The organism is Streptomyces lonarensis (assembly GCF_012033735.1).
Lineage (GTDB): Bacteria > Actinomycetota > Actinomycetes > Streptomycetales > Streptomycetaceae > Streptomyces > Streptomyces lonarensis.
Genome location: NZ_JAAVJD010000001.1, coordinates 1 through 17,900, shown reverse-complemented (window position 1 = coordinate 17,900; position 17,900 = coordinate 1). Strand labels below are relative to the sequence as shown.

Here is a 17,900-nt window from a genome sequence, read left to right as displayed (position 1 = left end):
ACTGGGCCCGGCCGCACACCGCGACCGGGCCCAGTTCACTGTCAGAGACAGAGAGCGCTCACGTCAGGCGAACGGGAAGCCCGTGCCGCTTCGCGAGCTCGGTCTTGATCTCCCCGACCGGGAGAGTGCGCTCCATCCGTGGCGAGTACAGCAGCGAGCTGACGATCGCCGCCGACGCCCCTGCTTCGGTGAACGCAGCAGCCGCGTGCTCCGGCGAACCGGCGCCCCCGGAGGCGATCACCGGAACATTGACCGCGTCAGCAATCGCACGTGTGATCTCCAGGTCATACCCCTCGTGGGTGCCGTCCTGGTCGATGGAGTTGACGCAGATCTCGCCTGCGCCAAGCTCCTCGCCCCGTCGCGCCCAATCGATGGCGTCCAAGCCCGTGGCCTGCCGGGCGCCGTCAATAAACACCTCGTAGCCGCTGGGAATCGCAGCCGTGGCCGGGACGCGCTTGACCTGCATCGACTGAACGATGCACTGGCGGCCGAACTCGTCGGAGCCCTGCGTGATGATCGAGGGGTTGCGCACTGCCATCGAGTCAAGACTGATCTTCTCTGCCCCAGCAGCGAGCACCGCGTGCATTTCTTCCACCGATCGGATTCCACCGCCGACCGTGAGCGGGACGAACACGATCTCAGCGACCTTGCGGATCGTGGCGAGATCTGCTTGGCGGCGTTGAGCGGAGGCGAGAATATCGTAGAAGATGATCTCGTCGATCCCGTCGGCGTACACCGAAGCGGCCACCTCGGCCGCATCGCCGACATCGATGTTGTCCGCGAACCGGCGCGCTTTGGTGACCCTGCCGTCGACGATGTCGAAGCAGGCGATCAACCGCGTGGTGAGCCCCGCGGGGGCTGTCATGGCAGACACAGTTCCTCCTGCGGAGTCGTGGCGAACCGGCTGAGCAGGTCAAGCCCGAGCGGGCCGGACTTCTCCGCGTGGAACTGCGTGGCCATGATGTTTCCGCGTGCGACGGCCGAGGTGAAGGCTACGCCGTACTCGGTGGTCGCCGCAGTGTCCCCGGTTTCGGCAGGCACTGCGTAGAAGCTGTTCACAAAGTAAAAGTAAAAGTGACCGGCTTCCGGTAGTCCTGCCAGGAAGGGGTGACCAGAAGTGCGACGTACCTGGTTCCAGCCCATCTGTGGCACTCGAACATTGAGCCCATCGAAGGCTTGCACGCTGCCGGGCAACCAGCCCAGGCAATCCGTATTCTGCTCTTCGCTGTACTCAAAAAGGATCTGAAGGCCGACGCAGATTCCGAGGAACGGGGTGTCACCATCAACGACGCGACCCCTCAGCTCCTCGGGCCAACCCGCCGCAGACAGGTACGCCATCGCGGTGCCGGCAGACCCGACACCCGGTAGAACAATACGATCTACGCCGATCAGTTCCTTCGGCGAGGTGAGAAGACGGTTCGGAACACCGAGGAAGTTCAACGCATGAACCACGCTCTGGCTGTTTCCGGTTCGGTAGTCGATCACGCCGACCACAGGCCGGTCGTCCTGCATGCTACGCCTCAATCTAAGGGTCACGGATGCGAACCCCGGTTGAATTGCCCTGCCGCTGCCATGCGCACAGCAGATGTCTCAGCGAGTCTATCCGGCTCCAGAAGCTGGTACCGGCCCTCCGCTACATCGAGAGGGCGCCCGGCTCGACCTCCGGAAACTTCGGGCTCGCCCACTGCAAGCTAACGCCTCGCAGCAGGTAGCGAGGTGTTTGGCTGGGCTGCCGGGGACTCGGGGAGCCATGAAGGACTGCGAGGAGACGCGCGAACGCGGCGCCCCAAGGACACCCGTCGTCACCGAGCGTGGCGAACATCGTTGAAGGGCCGGACGAGTTTCCGCGCTACGACCGCCAACATGGCCGAGTCGACACCGGCTGGAAGGCGGAGAACGGGACACCAACCGCATGATCTTCTCCTCCTGGCCCGCGCTGCTGGTTGTCGACATCGAAGGCAAGGGCACCAACCCGCCCGATCTGGTCGAGGTGGCCGCGCTTCCGGTGCGCGACGGGCGGCCCGACAAGGACACCGCCGGTGCTTGGCTGACCAAGCCGAACCGCCCCGTCACTCCCTTCGCCGCGCGCGTGCACGGTCTCACCAACCAGGTCCTCGACGGCAAGCCGAGCTGGCGAGAGATCGAGGGCGTGGTCCACGGCCTACTCGGTACCGCGTGGGTCGCCGCCCACCACGCCCACGTGGACTACCGCGTTCTCCGCGCTCACCTGCCGCAGTGGCAGCCGGCCGGGGTCATCGACACGCTCCGGCTGGCCAAGGCCGCCTACCCGGGGCTGCCGACCTACCGCCTTGACGCGCTGATCGAGCACGCCTCGCTGGACCTGAGCGATGCGCCTGGGCAACGCCACCGCGCGGCCTTCGACGCCTACGCAGCCGCCCAGCGCCTCATCACCATGGCCGACCAGTACGAGAGCTGGGATCAGCTCGTGGCCATCGCTGTCCCGCCCGGCCTCCCCGGAGCCACAAAGCCAGAACAGAAGCCCACCCTGTGGTGACCTCTCCCCCGGATAGGGCCCACCGCTTCGGGGTGAGCTGGTGGCGCGAACCGACCGTCTGCCCGAGTTCCGCTCCGCACTACCGGCGGACCGGACCGACCGTTCTCGATGCATCCGACACAGTGCCTCGCGCCCCGACACCCGCTTGCTGACTCTGTGGGGTGCCGCGAGGATGGGCGCACGCAACGGCGAGGGGCGCGGGCAGCGCCACCGAAGGAGGGCGTGTGACGCGTCAGGCGGACCGGCCGGAGCCGGGCAGACGGATCGACACCTCCGTGCCGCACTCGGCACGGATCTGGAACCACTGGCTCGGCGGCACGGACAACTACCCCGTCGACCGAGAGGCCGGCGACGCCTACGCCGCCACCTTCCCCGCGGTCCGCGACGTCGCACGCGCCAGCCGGGGGTTCCTCGCGCGCGGGGTGCGGTACCTGGTCCGCGAGGCCGGGATGAACCAGTTCCTCGATGTCGGCACCGGGCTGCCGACCGTCGACAACACCCACCAGGTGGCGCAGCGCCACGACCCGGGCGCCCGGGTCGTCTACGTCGACCACGACCCGCTGGTCCTGATGCATTCGGAGGCGCTGCTCTCCTCGACCCCCGAGGGGGCCACGCAGTACGTCGAGGCCGACCTGCACGACCCCCACCACATCCTTGCCGCCGCAGGCGATCTCCTCGACCTTGACCGGCCGGTCGCACTCGTCCTGTCCGACGTGCTCGGGCACGTCCCGAACGACGCCGAGGCCCAAGCAGCGGTCGACCAGCTGTTGGCAGGACTTCCGCCGGGCAGCTACATGCTCCTTTCCCACGCCGTCGTGAGCGCGGGGGCCTCGGTCGCGCAGCAGGAGTACGACGACACGGGGGCTGTTCCATACAAACTGCGCACGCCGGAACAGGTCCGGACGCTATTCGCGGGACTGGACCTGGTCGAGCCTGGAGTGGTGCCGCTGACGGAGTGGCGCCCGGACTCGGCGATGCCCGCCACCTTCGATGGGGTCGGCTGGGGCGGGATCGGCCGGCTGCGCTGAAGCGATTCGGCTTTCGCTTCAGCGGCCAGTCGAGTGAGCCCTGGTGCATCGCGTGGTCGGCAGCCGAGGGCACGCCCGCTTGCCGAGGTGCCGTCTTCGGTCAGCTGTCCGTGCCGTTCGTGGGGCAGTCCTCAATCGGTGACGACGAGCAGCCCGCGGTCGACGCCGCCTGCGGTTTGGCGTGCGATCGGCACCGTGTAGCCCTCGCCTGTTGCGAAGCCGCGACTACCGCTCGACCACGGATGACCACTTCGGAGCGCTTTGCCTAGACGGTCGGTGCGTCCTGTGCGGGGTCCGGCGGAGTCCCGTGGCCTGCGAAGTCCGCTGTGGCCCGGTTGATGTACGGCGTTTCTGGCCGGGGGGCTGCGGGAGCCACGCTCTCGCCTTCGTCGGGGTGCACGACCGCACCCTGGCTCCGCAGGGCCATCTCTCGGTGAAGTCGGGAGACTCGGTGGCTGCTCGCTCGATCACGGTTCCGTGCAAGCCCTGCTTCGGCCCGAAGTCTCGTAGCCGCCTGGCGGTCCTGCTCGTTCGCGCGTCGTAGGAGCGCGGTCTTCTGGTTCTGTGGCATGGCCGCTTCAGTGAGCAGAGCTTCGTGCTCATCAACCGGTCCGGCCAGCCGGGCGACAGCTTCCATCCGGCCTGTGAGCTGGTCCAGCTCGTGTTCGGTCTCCTCGCATGTCCGACGCAGTTCCTCGTGCGCGGACTCCACTGCCTTGCGGTTGTCCCCACGAAGCGCGGGGCGCCCGAAGCGGGTGGTCGCGGCCAGTTGGAGTTCGAGCTCTTGGACCCGGGTTCGTTCGCCGTGCAGGCGATCCGTGCCGACCGTGATCGTGTCGTCCAGCGCTCGAAGTTCTCGGATTGCCTCGGCGCGGTGGGCGGCGTCCCGCTGTCGGTGCAGCAGGGCGAGGGTGTTCGGTCCGGTCCCGGCTGCGGCTGCCTGTTCGGCTCGGGCGGCGGCGGCCTCGGCGTTTTCTGCCGCCGTCCTGGTTGCGCGCGCCGCGGTGGCAGCTTTCCGTACTGCGTTGCGCAGGGCTGAGTCGCTGAGGTGGCTGTGGGGACGGTCGGCCGTCGAAGTGGGTTGCCCAGGTGTGGTCGGCTCTCCGTGCGGGGCGGGGCTCGCCCCTTCGGGACGGTCCTCGCGCTCGGGAACCTCCGCGGGTGTGACCGCGTCGTCGGCGGCGGTGGCCTGATGTGTTGGGAGGTTCGCTGCGGCCTGGCGGACATGGGCAGGCACCGCTTTCTCTGGGAGCTCGGTGAGGATCATGCGTTCCTCGGCGCCGTTCTCGATCTCGCGGATGAGGCCGGCGACGGCGCGGTCAAGCTGTTGCTGGTCGGTGAGCGCGTCGCCGTCACGGGCTTGGTCGGCATCGGTCTCGTAGACGGCGAGCGGCAGGAAGAGGTGGGATTCCTTCTTGTCCCGCGACATCATCGTGTAGAGGGCATTCGCTTGGGCGCCGGGGCCGTAGACCAGGGCTTCTTGGACGCTGAGTCCCTGAGACTTGTGGCCGGTGATGGCGTACCCAAGGCTGAGGCCGCCCTGTGCGATGTAGTCGGCGTCGACCCATTCGGCCACGTCGCGGTGGCCGTCGGGGGTCTTCTCTCGCCACTCGACCAGGACTCGGCGTTCCTCGTCCACTGCGCGGACGATGCCGCGGTGGCCGTTCAGTACGTCTTCGTTGGCGCCTCGGCTCCGTTTCCCCCGGTAGTCGTTGATCCGAAGGAGAATCTGGTCTCCGACGGACAGCGTCAGCTCGCCGCCACCGGGCAAGGCGTAGGTGTGTTCAGGACCGGTCACGTCGCCGGTCTCCTTGCGCAGCGCGCGGGCCCCGATGTTCAGTTCCTCGACGACCTCGTTGGTCGCGGCGAGCATGAGGAGCTGCTGGACGGCGGTGTGGTCGTCGGTGTGTGCCGCGCGCTTGTCAGCCCAGACGGTGAGCATCGCGGCCAGGGTGGTGTCCTTGTCCGCGAGGGCGTGTACGCGGCCCGTTCCGGCGAAGGCCCGGAGGGCGTCTACGCGGTTGTCGTCGCGCCACAGCTCCAGTGCTCGTCGCTCGATCGCGTCTCGCTGCCGGAAGTTCTGGTTGAGGGTGAGTCCGTCGACGACGTGGTGCACGGCGGCGAAGGACCCGCCGATGCCGGGCGAGTGCAGCTGCTTGGGGTCACCGATGGCGACGATCTTGGTTCCGGTATCCGCGGCGTGGGTGAGGAGTTCGGCGATGTCACGGTCATCGCACATCGCGGCTTCGTCGACGACCAGTACGTCCACACCGTTGAGGCCGGGGCCGCCGGTGCGGATGCCGGTGAGCCAGGAGGCGACGGTGCGGGACTCGATGCCTGCTTCCGCCCTGAGATTCGCGGCGGCGACGGCGGCCGTGCTCGCTCCGGCGACGACGAGTCCGTGGGCCTCCCACGCCTGCCGAGCGGTGTCCATGATGGTGGTCTTGCCCGATCCGGCGCTTCCCACCACGGCGTCGATTCCGTGTCCATCGGTGAGCAGTCGCCCGAGGACCGCGCGCTGTTCGTCGGAGAAGGTGAAGGTGCCGCCCTGCTGTACCTCGACGGCGGACAGGGTCATCTCGACGGTGTCTCGGTCGACCACGGCGGTTTGGGTGTCGCGGCGCCTCGTGGCCTCGGAGACGATCCGTGCTTCTGCCGCGACGATGTCCGCCGTCGTGAATCGGTCGGCGTGGGTGAAGTGCTGGGCGCCCTTCGGGTTCAGTTGGACTGCGTAGCCGGCGTGGCGAAGGACGGCGTTGGTGAGCTCTTCGGCCTCCTCGGCGTCCGCGACCCCGTACGGCAGACCGTCGAGGACGGCGGCGATGGCAGCGGCGTGGGTGAATTCCTTGGAGTGGCTGGTCAGTCCGTTCACCGGGTCGAAGATCAGGGCGCACAGCTCGTCGAGGCCGGGGTTCTGGTCGGCCCGGGGCTGGGTCATGGCGCTGGCGGCGATGGCCTCGGGGTCGTCGCCTGCGGCGCGGCCTTCGGCCTGCCAGTAGGCACGCAACACGTCGTCGTCGGCTCCGGTGGCTTCCCCGTTCTTCGCGGCTTTGGAGGCGATGGAAGCGGCGGTGCGTTCGCGGGTCGTGGCGGTGCCGTAGTCGATGCCCAGCTTGGTCAGCAGGTCCCGAACCTGGCTGTCGCGCTTGCTGAACAGGCGGATGGTCGTCTCGGGGATCGCTGAGATTTCCCAGGCGCCGGTCCGCTCCTCGCGGCGGAAGGTGATGCCGAACGTGTCGGTCAGCTCGCGGCGGACGCGGGCGTTCATGAGGGACTGCGTGGCTCGGGTGTGGCGGTGGAGGTCTCGGCCTCCGCTGGCCATGGTGGACCACTTGCCGTCCGTCCCCCTGACCATGTTGGCGAGGGTGAAGTGCAGGTGGAAGTGCGGGTCTCCGTACGGGGCGCTGTCCACGGGACGGGCGGCGCGGTGGACCATCATCCAGCCGGAGAACCCGCTCGTCGCCAGCGTCTTGGCCTCGTCGCCGTCGCCGTGGTGGCCGCGCATGGCATAGGCCGTCCACCGCTCCAGCGCGCTGATGGATTCGCGGCCGGCGGATGTGTAGATGTCCTCGACCTGGGCGGCGACCTCGTCCGGCGCGTAGGCGAGGAACGCGGACTTCGACTTGGGGAGGTCCAGCGTGACGTCGGCGCCGTAGTTGCCCACCTGCACTCGGCCTTCGAGGAGTGCAGCCTTGATCTCCTCCGGGTCCCAGACGTCTTCGGGCGCGAGTCCTGCTGCTTTGGCCATCGCGATGGCTTCACGGACGTCCATAGGCAGGTCGCGAAGCCGCCGCTCCCCCTCCCGCGCGGTCTGGCCGTACCTGCTCTTCATGGAAGCAGCGGTGAACAGGTGGGCGGGCGCTTGGCCGGTCTCGGCCCCGCGCGCCTCGACGGCGCGCAGCAGTGCGCGCGCGTCGAGATGGCCGCCTGCCTCGGCGGTGAGGGCCTTCTCCACGATGTGGTCGCCGTACAGCTCGACCGCGTCGATGCCGACGGCACCGGCGAGCCTCAGCACGGTCGATACGGGGACTCGGTGTGATTCGCCGAAGCGCCGGAGCTGGCTCTCCAGCCTGCGATATGCGTCCTGCTTGCGCTTGGAGTCCAGGAGCGTCGAGGGGGCCACGCTGCGTTCAGCGGCGGCGCGGCGGATGGCGCGGGCCAGTGGAGCGGCCGGTAGCTTGGCGGCCGGCGCGATGGCCAGCTTGGGCTCGACGAGGGTCTGCCCGTTCCGCGGGTCCTCGCCGTGCATGAGGCGCCGGGCGGCGGGGAACTGCTCGGGGCCGAGGGTGCTTCCGGGAGAAATGCCGAACTCGGAGAGGCCGCCGCCGATCCACACCAGTGGGCGTTCGCTGGCGTCGAGGTGGTAGTCCACCTGCCCGTCTGCCGACTGGGCGGGAAGAGCCTGTTCGCCGTAGAACTCGCGGGCATCGAGCCCTGCGGCGGTGGCAACTTCGACGGCGTCGAATCCGGTGAACCGGGCCGTGCCCTTGCTGCGGATGAGTCCGCGGGCCCGGAAGAAGGCGCGCTTGGCCTCGCGGTTGGCAAGCAGGGAGGCGACGGGCGAACCAGTGGCTTCGGCCTTGGCCTCGATGGCGGCGACCAGCGGGGCCGCGTCGACAGAGGTGGACTTCCCGCAGCCGTGGCCGCCGGTAAGGCGGTACTCAACCTGCTCCTCGGACGGGCCGATCATGGTCACCCAGCCCATCGGCCCGCTCACCCCGTTCCTGTCCGGCCAGCTCCGGTCGTCTTGGCTGACTGTATCGTCACGAAGTGACGATACCTTGGTCCTCTGTCTTCAAGATCGGTTAGTAAGGGCAGTGCTCTGTGGTGGAACTTCGGGCGGGAAGTGCCTGCGGCCTCGCTGTTACCGGGCTGCTTCTGGCGGTGCCTACGGCGCGTGCCGACTTGATCGGCACGCCCCGACGAAGAACGCAGGCTCCTCCGGCAGGGGTAGATCGCTACGTGAGCCAGAACGGCGCGGATCCGGCCCGGGGATCGCGCCTCCCCTTAAAGGTTGGCAGCCACTCCGCCCGTGTCGTGGCCAGGGACCTCGCGGCCGTCACGGTACGTCAGCGTGCTGTTCTACGGTTCAGCCGCCCGCATACCGTTCACCCCACCGCGCATGTCGCAAGCCGCGCTTGGTGCCCAACCCCGGTGGCTTTGTTCACGAGAAACCGCAGCAGACACTCACGAGACCGAGAGACGTCTACTCGGTGGATAAATCGAACTGAACAGGTGTGGTGACCCGCCGTACGGGGAGGGCGAGCTATCATGCTGACCTGCATAAAGAGCTGATCCGTGAGCACCAGAAGGCGTAGGAACCGCGGGTTCCGGGGCCGCAGGTCCCCGCCCCTCCGCGCGGCTCACCAGCCGGACGGCGCGATCAGGCTAAGGGGGTAACCGACCGCTGCGGCTTCCATCGCCGACTTCGGCTGGACCGCCCCGAAGCTGGCGGGGCATTCTCTGTCCATGTCCACTTCATCCTCGGCACCCCCCGTCGTTTACGTCGACGAGTCCGCCAACTCGGGCCAGAACCTCCTCGACCCGCACCAGCCCGTCTTCACGTTGGCCGGGGTCCACCTCACTGACGACCTCGCAGCCTCTATCGTCGACGAGGTCCGTGGCCAGCTCCCGCGCAATCTTCGCGAGCCGAAGTACAGGTCGCTGGCGCGTTCCAGCGGCGGACGGAAGGCGCTGATGAACGCCTTCTCGCGTCTGCCCGAGGGGAGCGTGCGGACCTACATGGTCCACAAGCGATTCATGGTGATAACCAAGATGGTCGACATCATCGTGGAACCCATGGCGCACCAGGACGGCTACAACCTCTACGAGGGGAAACAGACCCTCGCCTTGGCGGACATGCTGCACCTGGCCGGACCCGCCGTGGGGGATGCAGACGCCTACGACCGGATGCTCCACGCGTTCGTGAACTGGGTTCGTCAGAAGGCCACCACGGCCGAACTGTACGCGGCCATAGCTGTCCTCAAGGCGTCCATGAAGGACCAGCAGTTCGCCGAGTGGCTGGAGCTTCTTGAATACTGCCGACCCGTCGCTGACGAGACCACAGCGGAGATCGCATCCCAGGGGCATCAGGACGAGCTAGATCCGGCGATCCCAAGCCTGTACTGCCTCGCCACCACGTTTGGTCAGACCCTGGGCAGGTTCCGCCTGGTGCACGACGCATCGAAGGTGGTCGACCGCAACACCACTCTCCTGCACACCGCGCACTTCTTTCCCAATCCGGCACGGCCGGGCGAGTCCATAGCCCCCGTCATGGGCACCATTGAGTTCGCGGACAGCAAGGACCACCCGCAGCTCCAGGTGGCGGACTGGGCCGCTGGCGCAACGCGCCAGTGGGCGCTGCAGTTGATAGCTGGCAGCGAGGACCAGTGCTTGAGCGGCCTGGAGCAGATTGTCCGTCCCTGGCTCATCGACGGCATCTGGCCGCGTCCCGCAAACGCTTAGTCTCATGATGGCGCTGAGGGGTGCCTGCAGGGTCTGCACAGGTGCCCCTGAAGGCGGAACCGATGGCCCTCACACGAGCAGCTCGTCCCCCGAGTGCCCCTGAGGCGAAAGGCCACCTGCTGGTTCAACGCCCACAACTCGTGCGGCTGGACCAGACGTCGCCGTTCACGGTCGCCTTGCTGACGCGACCGAGTCATCCGTCTCGCGCGTCCTACCCCGCGAGCGGCGTTGATGTTGTTGGAACAGTGACGCCACTCTCTACCCCTCCGGAAGGGCCTCTGCCCACTGGCCGGTTGTGCCATGATGCGCATGCTTACGCATTACGAGCACGAGGCCGAGAGTGTACTGGCACTACTTCAACCTCGGTCTCGGCTCCCCACGGGTCGACGTGCCGTGGAGAGCCAACTACTTCACACACCAACCCCGGGGCGGATAGAGATCGGGAGGTCATAGCCGGTAGTTGCGGGTCGGCTCCGTGCGGATGTGAAACGTCGGCGCGTCCTCAGCTCATGGCCACTGTTGTCAGGTGGTCGGGCTGAGGCTGCCTTGCGCCGCTCCCGGCCTCCGCTAGTCGGAATGGGTTCAGACCCGCATGCCAACCTTCAGGACACGACTGCTGCTCGTCGTCATCGCCGTGCAGTTTTCCCTCGTGATCGCGCTCGCAGCGGCGTTCCTCCTCTACGCCGTCGACGGGAGCGCGCTCGTCGCTCTGGGCACCGGTGCCGGTGCCTTCGTGACCACGATGACCCTGGCGCTCGGGGTGTATGCGCTGCTTCTCCCGCGAGACGTGGAGCAGTGACGAGGAGGGGGGGGCCGTCGGCCCCCCCCTCCTCTCGCAGCTTCAGCTCGGCATCGCCCGCGGCGCAGTGGTCAGCTGGCTCGGATGGGCCAGTCCCCGAAGGGGATCGGTGGCTCGCCTCGGGCGATGCGCGTCGCTTCGTCCGTTCCGCACGGCGTGCAGATCCGAACGTCCCGGTCGAGGGTCAGCCGGGTGCGCGCCGGATGCTCACCAAGCGGGCCGCCGCAGCGGGGGCAGGGGGTGTCGGGCACGGGTTACTCCTCGGGGTGTTCGCGGGCGGACTTGAGGATGAGGTTCCAGGTCGGCCGGGAGTAGGTCTTCTCCGTCTGCCCTTGGAGCAGCGTGATCAACTCGGCGTTCTTGGCCCCGGGGTTCTCCGCGAGGGCCTGCCGGGCGAGCGTCAGCCGTTCGTCGCCCTGGTAGGGGTAGGCCAGTCCGCGGCGCCCCTTGGGGCGTCCGCCGGCGTGGCCGCGGCCTTTGCGCTCCGCGAGGTACTGCCACAGTCGCCAGCGCTTCCACTTGGGGCGGCGCCGGGTCGGGAGTTCGTCCCAGTCGTCCGGCTCGGGCCACCTGGCGGGCGGGTTCTTGACGTAGTGGGAGACGGTGGCGGAGTCGGAGAAGCCGCAGACCTTCGCGGCCTCGGCGGGGCCGACCATCTCTTCGGGGTCGCCGTCGAGCTTCGGTGGGTTGGTGGTGCTGGCCGCAGCGCGCTGTCGCTGAAGTTCGTGGTGCCACGTCGCCCATGCGTCGCCGTCCCAGTGCATGACGCCGTCGATGGTGTCAGCGACGGGTGGGTGGCCGTTGCGCTCCCGGTCGGTCCAGAGGTTCTGGAGGGTCGATTCGCTGATTCGGTGGACCTGGCGCAGGTCCGCGCGTGAGTAGAGCGCGCGGCCGGTCTTGCGGGGCACGGTCGTCTCCTGTTCTTCGTGGGCCGTGACCGTTCTGCGGGGTCACGGGGCGTCGTCCGGGTCTCGTATCGGCGTCCATGTGCGGCTGCCTGCCGGTTCGAGCCTGGTGAGTGTGGCTATGTCGGCCAGGGCGATGGCGGCGGCCCAGTCCTCCTGGCGGGGGTGGCCGGCGGGGAGGTTGAGGACGAGGTGCCGGCCGCTGGGCGGGAAATCCTCGACGATGACGAAGCTGTCGCTGGGGGCAGCGCCGATGCTGTTACCGGGCTTGAGCTGGGTGATGTCGCCGGGCTGGGGATGGTCGGGGTGTCGGTCGCATAGCATGGTGGAGTTCTTTCTGGTGAGAGAACGCGACGGCCAGCGCCTTGTTGCCCTTGTGCGCTGGCCGTCATTTGCTGCCTGGTGTGCTGCGTCGGGTTCGACGTTCGTGCCGGTCGGAGGTTGCCCTGGTCCGCTCGCGGCGGACTAATTAAACCACCTTTGCTTCGGGGTCCCGGCCGTCAGAAGAGCGAGTCCTGGTCGGTCGCCCGCTTGTCCCGGTGGGTGGGTGGCCGGTCGACGCGGAGTTCGTAGCGGGGGCTTCCCCTGTGTGGTGGGAGATGGGGTTCGCGGCGGTGTCGGGACCAGACCAGGATCGGGGCGCCTTGGTCCACCCAGCCGAGCGGGTACTGAGAGGTCAGCTGAGTCCAGCGGGTCAGGTTCCTCTGGGTCTGCCGTCTGTCTCTCGCGCGGGTGATCGGGGGCAACTCTCTCCAGCCGGGGAAGGCGTGGTCGTGGGCGTCCTCGATCGCGGAGTTGTCGCCGTCCCCGTGCCCACTGCCGGGGTAGACGGGGCCTTCCCAGGCGCAGGTGAGGCATCCGCCCCGGAACTGCTGCTCGTGTCCACGGGGCTTCGGCCGGCTGCGGGAGAGGAGAGTTGGGGCGTGGTGTGCCGGCGGTTCCAGCTCGTGGCCGAGGTCGCTGTACGCGCCGCCGGGGTGTCCGGGCTGGATGTGCCACCGGTGCGCTGAGCTCTCGGGACGGTGGCGCGTCCGCGCGTTGCGCACTCGCCAGTAGTACGTCTGCCGTGCTCGTGCTCCGGTCGGCTCGGCGTCGGTGGCGGTCACGGCGTCCTGCTCGTGGCGGCGAGGACTTCTCTGAGCGGGTCGGCGAGTACGGCCTGTTCGTCGGGGGCGTCGAGGAACCGCGGCCCGTACGCGCGGCGTACCGCGCGGCGGGCGTCCTGGTGGTGGTCGAGCTCCGGGTGGTATTGGGACCGGTCGAGTACGGCGTCGCCGTGCCGGGTGAGGACGTCGGCTATGAGGGCGCGGACGGCTACGGGGTCGAGGGCGGTGAGGTCGGTTTCTCCGGGGGCTGCGAGGAGTACGCGGATGAGCTCGGTGGCGCTGAGCCGGGGGTGGAGGGGGACGGTGAGCCGGTGGATGCCGTCTCGGCTGGGTGTGGCGGCTCCTCGGCGGCTCGGTGTTCGGGTGGGGGTGCGGTGGTCTGTCGTCTCGTCCATCGTGTGCGCCTTCGGTGGCTGGTGATGCGGTTGGGCGGCGGGGGTTAGAACAGTGCGTGTTCGGCGCGGGCGGCTGCGGCGCGGAACGCGTGGGCGGCGTCGGCGGCGGTGCGGCCGGGCTCGGCGCTCCAGCGGTCGATGGCGTCGCGGTGCAGGGACGTGGTTTCGAGGGGGTGTCCGGTGAGGGTTTCCGCGAGGATGGCGAACGCCTGGTTGCGGGCTCGGTCGATGCGGTTCCAGTCGTAGGTCCGGCCGGCGGTTCCGCGCCCGTGGCCGGCGGCGACTTCGATGGCGCCACGGGGCCAGCAGGGCAGTGTTGCCGTGCGGCCGGGGCCTGCGAACAGGCGAGGTCCCTGGTAGATGCCGACGTGTTCGATGTGGCGGGCGGCCCATTCCAGGATCGCGGCCGGGGTGTCGGGGATGACGATGCTTTCGGGGGTGTGCTTGTTCTGCATGGTGCTGTCCTTCGGGAGAGCGGGGCGGCGGCGCGGTGCCGCCGCCCCGGTCGGGCTCTTACTGGTAGGCGGGGATCAGTCGGCGGACTTCGTCCTCTCCGATGCACCCGCCCTTGTGGCGGCGTGGGCTCGGCGGCTGGCCGTTGCGGCCACGCAGGTGCGACCAGAACTTCGGGCCTTCCCACGGGCACAGCTCGCAGGAGAGGTACCAGTGGTTGTCGCTGCCGGGGAATCCGGTGAGGACGGCCCGCCAGTGGTGGGCGGCGAGTCCCCCGAAGGCGGTCTCGGCGCTCTCGGTGTTGCGGTCGTTGACCGGCATCCGGGGGTGGAGGAGGGGTACCGGGCCACAGAGCGGTGCGGGCGAGTCGGCGAGGACCTGGTGCAGGGGGACGGAGCCGATCTGACCGGCGGCGTACTGCTGGGCGAGGTGGGCGGCTGCCATCTCGGTACCGGGTGTCCCCTTGGGTGGGCGGCGGAGGTTGCGTTCGCCCTCGGTGGTGAGGACAAGCCAGTCGCGGTGCCACCGGTAGGCGCGGCCGATGACTTGGTTCTCGCCGATGATCACGGGGTACCGGCACTGGATGTCGGGAGCGCCGACGCGGTACGGCGGAACGGTGGTGCTGCCCTCGGTCGCGAGCGCGGTGAGCCTGCTCGCTTCGGTGTCGGGGGCAGTGGCAGGTCGTGCGAGGAGTCGCGTGGTCATGGTGGGGTCCTGTTCTGGTGAGGAGCGGCCCGCGCCGGGGCTCGGCCGCCGGAGCGGGCGGGGAGGTGGCTACTCGGCCTCGGCCGGGGGCGGCTGCTGCATCTCGTCTGCGCCCATGCGTCCCGACACGTCGTCGTAGGGGGCTGTCCAGGTCCAGTCGTGCTGGTTGCCGGTGGCGCGGACGATGTGCCGGCCGGTGCCGTTGTGGATGTGCGGGATGGTGAGCGACTTCGGGTTGACGCGCAGCACCTCGTACCAGGTGCCGCGGTAGAGGACGAAGTCGCCGCGGGAGAAGTCCGCCTTCGACCAGACCTTGACGCCCTGAGCCTCGGCATCCTTGATGGCCTGTTGCCAGTGCTCGATCTCTTCGGTCAGTTCCTCGTGGCGGATGGCCAGCTCGGGGTCGTCGGGGTTGCGGGAGTAGCCCTTGGCGCGCTCGCCGCGCTGCCACTTCTCGACCGCGCGGAGGTCGGCCCGCAGCTTGTCGAGGCGGCGGAGTGTGCGGCCGGGGCTCTTCTTGAACTGCTCGTAGTCGGCGGCGGCCTGCGCCCGGCCGCTCCAGTGGTCGGCGCGGTCGCGTTCGCCGATGCTCTTTCGCATCGCCCCGTCCATCCGCTCGTGGTCGCGGCGGGCTCGGCGCTCGGAGTTGTGTCCGATGAGGATGGGCTGGCCACCAGCGAACCGCTCGGATATGTCGTGGCTCTTCTTCCACGCTGCCTCGGAGTTCCGGGCGGCGGCCTCGGCGTAGTTGCCGAACCGTTCGGCCCTGGCTTGGGCCTTTTCCTCCCGGTCGTGCTCGGCGTCGGAGAACGATCGGCGGTCGGCGTTGTCGATGGTCAGCGTGACCTCGAAGCCTGCGTCGCGGAGTCGCTGCGCGAGGAGTTCGAGTGAGGGGGTGTACGTGGCGTGGTCGCGGCTGTGGGGGAGGTACCAGCAGTCGAGGTTTCGGCTCCAGCGGAAGGGCTGGCGCTGGGTGCGGCCATACTCGCGGAGCCGCAGGATCTCGGCCGATCCGTCGCCTCGGCTCGTGCCCTCGATCAGGGTTCCTTCTCGCCGGGTGTGGGTGATCTCGATAGTCACTGAGCTGGTCTTTCTGGTGAGAGTGTGTGGTCCGGCCGCAGGACGGACCGTGCGTTGGCAGCGGCGCTGCACCACCGGCGCGGGCCGTGAGGGACGAGCGGGTCGCGGGGCCGTCGCGCCTGCGCGACGGCAGGGGCTGCCGCGCCCCCGCGGGGCGCGTCCTTGTCGGTCCGGTGCCCGCCGGCGGTCGGCGGAGCCGTCTGCGGCGGAGTCGGCCGACGGCGGTGAACGCACCGGACCTGTCCTGCCGCCCCGAAGGGGTGTCCGCTTCGGCGTGGAGGCCAGCCGGTCCGGAGGTGTTGCCCTCCTCCGGACCGGTGGTCCTGGTGGTCAGTTGTGGCGGCGTGTGTGCCGCGCTGCCGAGTCGGCGTCGGCCAGTCCGGCCCGCTCGCGCCACGCCCGGCGGACGGCGTCACAGAGCGCGCCGCCGTCGTCGTAGGCGAACCGCCCCCGGCGCAGGCTGCGGACGATGTCGCGGAACGTGTCCTCGTGCATCGTGGTCAGCGTGTCGTCGATCGGTGTCAGCTCGTGGGGGAACATCGCCTGGAGGCTGCCGCCGGGCTCCGGGGCGCCCATGGTGAAGAACCAGACGACCGCCATAGTGGCCTCGTCGGCACACTCCGGTCCGCCGAACGGGCCGACGACGAGAGCGGGGCGGGTGTCGAGCTGGTGGGCACGGAACCACGGCGCGGCCAGTGCGAGCGTCGCCGTGGGGAAGTCCTGGACGGTGCGCTTGTGGGGCGTGGTGAGCATGTCGTTTCCCTGTCTGGTGAGAGGTTCCGTCGGAGCCGGTGGGCCCCGACGGGGTGTCGGTCGGAGGGTTGCCCTCCCCCTTGCGACATCATTAATTAAACCATGTTCCTGACTGGTCAGCAACCCCTTAGACCCAGTCAATTCCTTCCGCATGACTCGCGGCTCGATATGCGACGATCACCTCCTCTTCTATTTCCGCCCAGTGTTCGAGGACGTGAGGGGCGACCCTCCCGTCACTGGCCGAACGCCTTGCCCTGCGCCATTCGATAGCGATCTTGAGAGTGCGGAGTTGAGAGCGGGTGAGTTCCCACCGCCCAGAGTCGGGGAGTTGATCACCGTAGGTCATCTCCACAGCATTATTGATGTGCTCGGTACTTGACCACACATTTTGCGTGGCTTGAAGGGCAAGCGCGCGCTTGAGGGTGCAACGCAAATGCGGGGCCTGGACGGTCCATCGGGGCTGAATGACGAATACGTCGGCGCTCATCACATGGCCTTTCGGTTCTTGTGTGTGCGTGGGGGGCGGCGCGCCGCGAGAGCGCGCCGCCCATGGGACCGGCACCTAGAGGTCGCGCCCGTGGAAGCATTCGCCGTACTCTTCCTCGGGGGTTTGGACGTGCGGCAGGAATCGACTTACGGCGTAAACGACGGCGTCGGCGATGACACGGGGTGCATCGTTGAGAGCGATGTTCACCGTGTCTCCGTCGAGCCCGATGCGAACCTCTCCGGGCTCAAGATTCATGTAGATGTAGGCGTTTGATCCGTCGATTCGCGCTTGGGCGCCGGGGAGCCTGGAGGAGAGATCACGTGCGGTCTCTTCGACATTCCGCCGTATCTCACCTTGCTTGCGGTTGTGCTCCTTCACGCGGCTGTGCACGTCACGGTGCACCGGAATCAGGTCGGACTTGATGAGTTCCGCAATTTCCGCCACGCCGGTGTTCATGGCGACTCGGATACTGTCACGCTCGCCCCTGCGGAAAGGATAGTCAGTAGCGGGGAATGCGCCCCGGATGTGCAGGCGACCGGGGTCGTCGAACCGCTCGGAGAGGTGGAGCTGTCGGCCGTCGAGGTGCGTGAAGAGAGCGGCGTAATCCAGCTCCCGGGCGCCGTGGTACGCCTGCCGCGGTCGCCAGTTCCCGCCGAGCTGGACAGCGATCGGATGAGCCAGTTCGGCAACAGCAGAGGGGGTTTCCATCGTTGGTTCTCCTGGTGAGAGGGGGTTCCGCCGGGTCGTTCGCCCGGGGCCACCGGTCGGGGGTTGCCCTCCCCTTCCGGCATGCTTAATTAAACCATGTTCTAGGGGTTGGGTCAACCCTGATAGGCGCTCTGACCTGCCTTTTCACACACCACCGCCCCGCACCCGCCCCGCCGGGCCAAGCCCACAACACACCTGGGCGGGGTTCCCTCCTCGGTCGGACAGCTCCGCCGTACCAGGGTTCCGGGCTCGGTGTCCTGGCTCGCGCAGCGACCGCGAAGCGGCCCGGCCTGGACGCCGAGCCCGGGTTCCTGGTACGCCCCCCGGGTGACCGGCCGAGGAGGGAACCCCGCCCTCACCCCCACCACAACGCACCCGCACCCCACCAACCAGCCCCCTCCCCCTCCGAGAGAGGACCCGCCGGAGGCACACATCACTAACGCCGGCACCCCACCGGCGGATGGTTCGAGATGTCCGCCGGCCTGTGGCTACGGTGCGCGC

General features: G+C 68.6%; 16 protein-coding genes. 4 read left to right on the top strand and 12 right to left on the bottom strand.

The genetic code is table 11. The annotated features are described in order from the left end of the window. Positions 1 to 58: 58 nt before the first annotated feature. Positions 59 to 865, bottom strand: a complete 807-nt coding sequence (gene hisF, locus HCN56_RS00080; RefSeq protein WP_167967387.1) for an imidazole glycerol phosphate synthase subunit HisF — start codon at positions 863 to 865, stop codon at positions 59 to 61. Continuing rightward, positions 862 to 1,512, bottom strand: coding sequence for an imidazole glycerol phosphate synthase subunit HisH (gene hisH / locus HCN56_RS00075; RefSeq protein ID WP_167967321.1), 651 nt, complete (start codon positions 1,510 to 1,512; stop codon positions 862 to 864). The genes hisF and hisH overlap by 4 nt, the downstream gene beginning before the upstream one ends. 400 nt (positions 1,513 to 1,912) lie before the next feature. Between hisH and HCN56_RS00070 the strand changes: the two genes are divergently transcribed. Together HCN56_RS00070 and HCN56_RS00065 are read left to right on the top strand one after the other, a co-directional pair. Further along, a complete protein-coding gene (locus HCN56_RS00070) occupies positions 1,913 to 2,515 on the top strand; it encodes a 3'-5' exonuclease (RefSeq protein ID WP_167967320.1) in 603 nt (200 codons plus the stop codon). A gap of 224 nt (positions 2,516 to 2,739) precedes the next feature. Further along, on the top strand, positions 2,740 to 3,543 hold the full coding sequence (locus HCN56_RS00065; RefSeq protein ID WP_167967319.1) for an SAM-dependent methyltransferase: 804 nt from the start codon (positions 2,740 to 2,742) through the stop codon (positions 3,541 to 3,543). Between the two features lie 265 nt (positions 3,544 to 3,808). Here the strand turns inward: HCN56_RS00065 and mobF are convergent, their stop codons facing one another. Then, positions 3,809 to 8,260 carry a MobF family relaxase gene (gene mobF / locus HCN56_RS00060; RefSeq protein ID WP_312870964.1) on the bottom strand — a complete coding sequence of 1,484 codons (4,452 nt, stop codon included), beginning with the start codon at positions 8,258 to 8,260 and terminating at the stop codon, positions 3,809 to 3,811. A 752-nt stretch (positions 8,261 to 9,012) separates the two neighbouring features. Between mobF and HCN56_RS00055 the strand changes: the two genes are divergently transcribed. Both HCN56_RS00055 and HCN56_RS00050 read left to right on the top strand, forming a co-directional pair. Then, positions 9,013 to 10,008 (top strand): DUF3800 domain-containing protein, encoded by a 996-nt coding sequence (locus HCN56_RS00055; RefSeq protein WP_167967318.1) that lies wholly within the window; start codon positions 9,013 to 9,015, stop codon positions 10,006 to 10,008. A 592-nt stretch (positions 10,009 to 10,600) separates the two neighbouring features. Continuing rightward, entirely contained in the window at positions 10,601 to 10,807 is a 207-nt protein-coding gene (locus HCN56_RS00050; RefSeq protein ID WP_167967317.1) for a hypothetical protein, read from the top strand. Between the two features lie 254 nt (positions 10,808 to 11,061). On the opposite strand, the gene HCN56_RS00045 is transcribed toward HCN56_RS00050, so the two are convergent. The 9 genes from HCN56_RS00045 to HCN56_RS00005 all read right to left on the bottom strand — a co-directional run bounded on the left by HCN56_RS00045 (position 11,062) and on the right by HCN56_RS00005 (position 17,399). Continuing rightward, positions 11,062 to 11,715, bottom strand: coding sequence for a hypothetical protein (locus tag HCN56_RS00045; protein ID WP_167967316.1), 654 nt, complete (start codon positions 11,713 to 11,715; stop codon positions 11,062 to 11,064). Positions 11,716 to 11,757: 42 nt separating this feature from the next. Then, positions 11,758 to 12,036: a DUF6211 family protein gene (locus HCN56_RS00040; protein ID WP_167967315.1), complete on the bottom strand. Its 279-nt coding sequence runs from the start codon at positions 12,034 to 12,036 to the stop codon at positions 11,758 to 11,760. 176 nt (positions 12,037 to 12,212) lie between these two features. Next, a complete protein-coding gene (locus HCN56_RS00035) occupies positions 12,213 to 12,818 on the bottom strand; it encodes a DUF6349 family protein (RefSeq protein WP_167967309.1) in 606 nt (201 codons plus the stop codon). Further along, a complete protein-coding gene (locus tag HCN56_RS00030) occupies positions 12,815 to 13,213 on the bottom strand; it encodes a DUF6181 family protein (protein WP_167967314.1) in 399 nt (132 codons plus the stop codon). Before HCN56_RS00030 ends, HCN56_RS00035 begins: the two co-directional genes overlap by 4 nt. Before the next feature lie 44 nt (positions 13,214 to 13,257). After that, complete coding sequence (locus HCN56_RS00025) at positions 13,258 to 13,668, bottom strand: DUF6197 family protein (protein WP_167967313.1); 411 nt, start codon at positions 13,666 to 13,668, stop codon at positions 13,258 to 13,260. 58 nt (positions 13,669 to 13,726) lie between these two features. Beyond that, entirely contained in the window at positions 13,727 to 14,371 is a 645-nt protein-coding gene (locus HCN56_RS00020) for a hypothetical protein (protein WP_167967312.1), read from the bottom strand. A gap of 69 nt (positions 14,372 to 14,440) precedes the next feature. Then, on the bottom strand, positions 14,441 to 15,451 hold the full coding sequence (locus HCN56_RS00015) for a DUF3560 domain-containing protein (protein WP_312870963.1): 1,011 nt from the start codon (positions 15,449 to 15,451) through the stop codon (positions 14,441 to 14,443). 330 nt (positions 15,452 to 15,781) lie between these two features. Then, the gene (locus tag HCN56_RS00010; protein WP_167967311.1) at positions 15,782 to 16,204 is read right to left on the bottom strand and encodes a DUF6409 family protein; all 423 of its coding nucleotides are present in this window, start codon (positions 16,202 to 16,204) and stop codon (positions 15,782 to 15,784) included. Positions 16,205 to 16,766: 562 nt separating this feature from the next. Then, positions 16,767 to 17,399, bottom strand: coding sequence for a hypothetical protein (locus tag HCN56_RS00005; RefSeq protein ID WP_167967310.1), 633 nt, complete (start codon positions 17,397 to 17,399; stop codon positions 16,767 to 16,769). Positions 17,400 to 17,900: the final 501 nt, after the last annotated feature.

Excerpts from the sequence above, each read along its gene's own strand:
- hisF (WP_167967387.1), bottom strand. The coding sequence starts at position 865 with ATGACAGCCCCCGCGGGGCTCACCACGCGGTTGATCGCCTGCTTCGAC.
- hisH (WP_167967321.1), bottom strand. The coding sequence starts at position 1,512 with ATGCAGGACGACCGGCCTGTGGTCGGCGTGATCGACTACCGAACCGGA.
- HCN56_RS00070 (WP_167967320.1), top strand. The coding sequence starts at position 1,913 with ATGATCTTCTCCTCCTGGCCCGCGCTGCTGGTTGTCGACATCGAAGGC.
- HCN56_RS00055 (WP_167967318.1), top strand. The coding sequence starts at position 9,013 with ATGTCCACTTCATCCTCGGCACCCCCCGTCGTTTACGTCGACGAGTCC.
- HCN56_RS00050 (WP_167967317.1), top strand. The coding sequence starts at position 10,601 with ATGCCAACCTTCAGGACACGACTGCTGCTCGTCGTCATCGCCGTGCAG.
- HCN56_RS00040 (WP_167967315.1), bottom strand. The coding sequence starts at position 12,036 with ATGCTATGCGACCGACACCCCGACCATCCCCAGCCCGGCGACATCACC.
- HCN56_RS00030 (WP_167967314.1), bottom strand. The coding sequence starts at position 13,213 with ATGGACGAGACGACAGACCACCGCACCCCCACCCGAACACCGAGCCGC.
- HCN56_RS00025 (WP_167967313.1), bottom strand. The coding sequence starts at position 13,668 with ATGCAGAACAAGCACACCCCCGAAAGCATCGTCATCCCCGACACCCCG.
- HCN56_RS00020 (WP_167967312.1), bottom strand. The coding sequence starts at position 14,371 with ATGACCACGCGACTCCTCGCACGACCTGCCACTGCCCCCGACACCGAA.
- HCN56_RS00010 (WP_167967311.1), bottom strand. The coding sequence starts at position 16,204 with ATGCTCACCACGCCCCACAAGCGCACCGTCCAGGACTTCCCCACGGCG.
- HCN56_RS00005 (WP_167967310.1), bottom strand. The coding sequence starts at position 17,399 with ATGGAAACCCCCTCTGCTGTTGCCGAACTGGCTCATCCGATCGCTGTC.